Source organism: Kocuria sp. UBA1838 (genome assembly GCF_002338785.1).
In the GTDB taxonomy this organism is placed as follows: domain Bacteria; phylum Actinomycetota; class Actinomycetes; order Actinomycetales; family Micrococcaceae; genus Kocuria; species Kocuria marina.
On sequence record NZ_DDIY01000010.1, the window covers coordinates 9151 to 14179 of the forward strand.

General features: G+C 71.0%; 5 protein-coding genes. All 5 read right to left on the reverse strand.

What is annotated here, in order from left to right; all coding sequences use genetic code 11:
- Positions 1–62: 62 nt before the first annotated feature.
- The gene (locus B3I25_RS05075; protein ID WP_064846122.1) at positions 63–1634 is read right to left on the reverse strand and encodes a YifB family Mg chelatase-like AAA ATPase; all 1572 of its coding nucleotides are present in this window, start codon (positions 1632–1634) and stop codon (positions 63–65) included.
- Between the two features lie 296 nt (positions 1635–1930).
- A complete protein-coding gene (locus tag B3I25_RS05080) occupies positions 1931–3253 on the reverse strand; it encodes a hypothetical protein (RefSeq protein WP_286738089.1) in 1323 nt (440 codons plus the stop codon).
- A 155-nt stretch (positions 3254–3408) separates the two neighbouring features.
- Positions 3409–3873, reverse strand: coding sequence for a YraN family protein (locus tag B3I25_RS05085; RefSeq protein ID WP_131332729.1), 465 nt, complete (start codon positions 3871–3873; stop codon positions 3409–3411).
- A 140-nt stretch (positions 3874–4013) separates the two neighbouring features.
- Entirely contained in the window at positions 4014–4715 is a 702-nt protein-coding gene (locus tag B3I25_RS05090) for a ribonuclease HII (protein ID WP_286738093.1), read from the reverse strand.
- Positions 4712–5029: signal peptidase I (gene lepB, locus B3I25_RS05095; RefSeq protein WP_286738094.1), on the reverse strand; the 318-nt coding region annotated here is incomplete at its 5' end. The genes lepB and B3I25_RS05090, both read right to left, overlap by 4 nt.

Below are 5029 nucleotides of genomic sequence, written 5' to 3' on the forward strand. Positions count from 1 at the left end.
CCCGGCGGGGTGGTGCTCTGTCGAGCTGCCGTAGCTTTCAGACCCGGCGGGGTGGTGTTCCGTCATGTCGTCACCGTCGTCTTGAAGTAGAGGGCCAGCTGCACGTGCTCGGGGCTGGGAACCGTGGCCCCGGCCAGATCCGCCAGGGTCCAGGCAACACGCAACACCTTCACGAATCCACGGGCCGTCAGGGTCTTGTTGTCCATGGCGGCCTTGAGCGGTAGCACGGATCGAGTGCCCGGTGACAGGGTGCGATGCAACAGTGAACCCGGAACCGCGCTGTTCAGTCGGCACCCCCAGCGGCGCAGCCGCTCCTCCTGGGCGGCCCGGGCGGTCGCAACCCGCTCCGCGACGGCTGCGCTGTCCTCGGGGGTCCGGCCGTGGCCCCCGCTGAGCTCGTGGTAGGTCACGGCGGGGACCCGCAATTGCAGATCCACACGGTCGAGCAGGGGCCCGGACAGTTTGCCGAAATACCTGCGGCGCTGCACCGCCGTGCATGTGCATGCCTGGTCCGTGCCGCCCGCGTTGCCACACGCACACGGATTCGCCGCCAGGACCAATTGGAAATGCGCGGGATAGTGGGCCACGGATTGTGCCCGGGCGATCGTGACCGTTCCCGATTCGAGCGGTTGCCGCAGGGCGTCCAGCACCCGGCGGTCGAACTCAGGGGCCTCGTCCAGGAACAATACGCCCCGATGCGCCAGGGAAATGGCCCCGGGCCGTGGCATCCCGCTGCCTCCGCCACACAGCGCGGGCATGGTGATGCTGTGGTGTGGGGCCTGGAACGGGGGCCGCCGTATGAGGGACGAACACACGTCGTCGCCTCGCAGCGAATGCACGGACGTGACCTCCAGGGAGTCATCGTCCGCGAGGTCCGGCAGGATCCCCGGCAACCGTTCCGCGAGCATCGTCTTGCCCGCTCCCGGTGGTCCCACCATCAGGAGATGATGTCCACCGGCGGCGGCGATCTCGAGCGCTTGACGCCCTTCGACCTGCCCCACCACGTCCCGCAGGTCTGGCACGGCCGTTCCGTCCGGCTCCTGCGGGTTCCCGCCGTCCGGCGCGCTCTCGGCCCGTGACGACGTCGCACGGGCCAGCAACGTAGGATCCGCTCCGTGGGCGACGAGCAGCTGCGACAGGTGGGCGGCGGAACTCACGTCCGCGCCGGCCACCAGCTCGGCCTCCGCCCGATTGGCTTCGGCGACGACCACTCGGGGATACCCCGCCCGCACCGCTGCCAACACGGCGGGCAGGACACCGCGCACCGGACGCAGGGAACCGTCCAGACCGAGCTCGGCGTAGAACACCGTGTCCGGCGGCACCCGCACCACTCCCTGGGCGCTGAGCACCGCCATCACGACCGCGACGTCGAAGTGCGACCCCCGCTTGGGGAGCGTGGCCGGGGAGAGGTTCACCGTGATCTTGCGCGGTGCGAGGGCGGCCCCGGCATGGCGCGCGGCCGAACGGATCCGCTCCTTGGACTCGTTCACCGCTTGATCGGGCAGGCCGATGATCGTGAACGCCGGCAGTGACTGGCCGATGTCCGCCTCAACCTCCACCACGTGCCCCGCCAACCCGACCAGCGCCACACTGCGGCTGCGCGCGAACCCGTTCACGAGCCACGTCCGGACCATGGGTTGGCGCTGCACGTCACCGAATCTCGAATCATGGGTCCAGCGTTCCCGCCCGGGCCGCCGGGCCCTAGCACAGCCCAGCAGTGTGCAGCCCAGATGCCGCGGCCCTAATGCGGACATGAACTGGCCAGACGGGCGAGGCACGACTCGAGAGACCCGGTGGAACACGATCACCCGCGGAGGCCCCTAACAGCGCCGGCACGGCGGACCCGTGACCCGGCCGGGCGCAGCAGACTACGTCGCGAGGCGCCCCTGAACAGAACCGTGTACCGGGGCGAATCCCAACGAACGGCCCACTAGAGAGCAGCGGGCGCGGGGTCCTCCAGGGGCACGGGGACGGCAATTGCCGGGTCCGTGTCCTCGACGGGCAGCACGTCAGTAGGAACCGACACCGGCACCACGGAGACGGCGCTGTCGGGACGCTCCGTGACCGGGGCTCCGGCCCGCAGTTCCAGGTTCATGGGACCGAGCTGTAGGTCCTGCGACTCCGCCGGGGCTGCGGGCTCCAGGGATCCCGGGCCCGGAATCCCCGGATCCGGGTCCACGGGGTCCGGGATCACCGGTGCTGGCACCGTGGGCACCGAGACGATGGGATCGGTCACCGCCGGGTGGGGCGAGACGGAGGTGTCGGGCGCGGGTACCGGCGGGATCGGGATCGTGGGCGCCGGGCTCGGAGGCACGGGACCGCCCGGATCGGGATTCACCGGCGGGATCCCTCCCGGATCCGGGAGAACGGGCGCTCCTGGGTCCGGAACCGCGGGCGCACCCGGATCCCCGGGCGCCTCAGGGGTGTCCGCGGTGGGCGGTGCCGAGGGTTCGGGGACGTCCGGAGCGGGGACACCGGGAGCAGCCGATTCCGCGGGGGCATCGGGGCTCGCACTCTCCCTGGCGCCGTCCGATCCATTCCCGCTGCCCGATTGTCCGCCGCCCGCGGGCCCGTTGCCGCTCGGGGTGTCATCGGTGTCCTCGGGCTGGGCACGCACGGCGGTAACTTCCCGGTTACCGATGGAGGGGATCAGCTCGAGGCTCTCGAAGCTCTCCGGAACACGGGAGATGTCGCCCACGAGGATGTTCGTACCGCGCTCGCCCACGGCGATGTCCCCCGCGGCGGTCCGGTCCGCCACCTCGATGCGATTCTTGAGGTGCCGGGCCTCGTGCTCGGTCAGTGGCGACCCGTCATGGGCGCGGTACTGGTCCCCGGACGTCCGGGGCCGCCACCGGTCCAGGGCCCGTGAGACGTTCTCCAGTTGGTAGGACCCGCCGTCGGAGGCCTTGAGGATCATGCGACTCACCGACACGGGGGAATCTCCCCGTTCGTTGTCGATCTCCACGGTGGCGTACGTCGCGCGTTTGACGCGGGCATCCTTGCGCAGTTCGTCGAGTTCAGGATCGGGAATCTCCCGCGCGGGGAGCGTGATGCGCACGGACGCCCCGTTGGGGAGGTTCGCCCGGAAGATCCCGGCATGCAGACCCCGGTCACCCGCGGCTGAGGTGGCACACGCGGAGGCGTCGGATCCGGCGGGCGGCTCCTCGTCCGCGCACGAGACGAGCATCAGCGAGGCGGCCGCGGCCAATGCCGTGGCCGACAATACGTGAGGAAGCCACGCCGGACTCTTCATGCGTCCCCCGATCGCCGAGCCTTTGTACTCATCCCACAAAATACCGTGGCACGGGGAGGGGGAAATTCATAATGCTCTCGGTGACGACCCGGAGTGTGACTCCCCGGTGGAGGTCGGCGGCGAACGGGCCCCGTGGCACGGATCGCGCGGATGCCTCACAACCAGCCGAGGGAGCCCATGTGTTCCACGCGCGGGGTACCGCCGCGGGGCCAGTGGACCGCCACGACGTCCACGCCGGGGATCGCGACAGCCCTGTGTTCCCTGGCCCAGGCACGCGCGAGGACATGCAGTCGCCGCAGCTTCTCCCACCCCACGGCCTCCGCGGGATGTCCGAAGTCCCCGCCCGAGCGCGTCTTGACCTCGAACACGGTCACGGTTCCCTGTCGCTCGGCGACGACGTCCAGCTCACCGCGGGGTGCCCCGGGCCCAACGGCGGGGCGCCAGTTCCGGTCCAGGATCCGCCAGCCCGAACGCTGCAACAGGTCCGCGATCAGTTCCTCCCCCGCCCTCCCCACGCTCACATGGGCCGCGACCTGGGCGTCGGGCGGGGCGGTGTCGGGCGGAGCGGCGCCCGGGCGACCGGAATTGCGTGGCACATGGGCAGATGTGGAAGTCGTCATGGACCCACTGTGATGCGCGACGACACTCCTGGCCATGGCCGGGGCGCGCCTGTGCAGGGCGGATCCGCCCAGGACGCGCTATGGGCCCTCGAGTACCAGGCCCCCACCTCACCTGCGAAGGAAGGCGGGTGAGCAGCGGACTACCGCGCGCCCAGGTTCCAGCTGAGCCGGTGCTGCGGCGTGGTGCCGTGTTCGAGCAGCGCCGCGCGATGCACAGCACTGCCGTAGCCCTTGTTGGACTCCCACGCGTACGCGGGGAACTCGCGGCCGAGCGAGACCATGAGTTCGTCGCGCTCCACTTTCGCCAGGATCGACGCGGCCGCCACGCTGACACAGTGCGCATCGGCCCGGACGAATGTGCGCACGACCGGCGGCAACGCGGCGTCGTCGGCGTCCTGCCCCAGCACCGGGGGTGCGTCCAGCCAGTTGTGGGAACCGTCCAGGATCAAGGCATCGACGCGCGTGCCGTGTGCGGCCACGGTGGCCAGTGCCCGGAGCCCGGCCAAGCGCAGCGCGTCGGTGACACCGAACTGGTCGATCTCGCGCGGTTGCGCGTGCCCCACCGCGGTGCCCGCGGCCCATGCCGCGATCGTGCCCGCGAGGGCCGCACGCCGCGCTGGACTCAGGGCCTTGGAGTCACGCACGCCGTGCCACGGCGGCGGGTCAGACGGCGCTCCCCCGGCCATCCGTTCGAGGTCCAGGACCGCGAGGCCCACGCTCGCGGGACCCGCGAGGGCTCCCCGGCCCACCTCGTCCATTCCGGCCACGAAGCGGTGCCCGGCGCGCGCGAGTTCCGTTTCCAGTTCGAGCGTGGGCACGGTGCGCGGCGTCGCGGAGCTCACTGCCCGCCGGCCGCGGGGACGTCCTGGAACACCTCGGCGGGGTTGTGCAGGAACTGGAAGCGATCGAGCGGCCACGCGATCACGAACGCGGTGCCCACGACGTCGTCCTCGCTCACGAACCCGGTGCCGGTGGCGATGTGGTAGCGGGAATCGGCGGAGGCGTTGCGGTGGTCACCCAGCACGAACAGCTTGCCGTCGGGCACGGTGACGTCGAACGGGATGTCGGACGGCGCTGCCCCGGGGTACAAATAGGGCTCATCGAGCGCCTCGCCGTTGACCGTGACCCGCCCGGACGCGTCGCAGCACGTCACGTG

Coding starts and splice junctions, on each gene's coding strand:
- B3I25_RS05075 (WP_064846122.1), bottom strand. CDS start 1,634: ATGGTCCGGACGTGGCTCGTGAACGGGTTCGCGCGCAGCCGCAGTGTG.
- B3I25_RS05080 (WP_286738089.1), bottom strand. CDS start 3,253: ATGAAGAGTCCGGCGTGGCTTCCTCACGTATTGTCGGCCACGGCATTG.
- B3I25_RS05085 (WP_131332729.1), bottom strand. CDS start 3,873: ATGACGACTTCCACATCTGCCCATGTGCCACGCAATTCCGGTCGCCCG.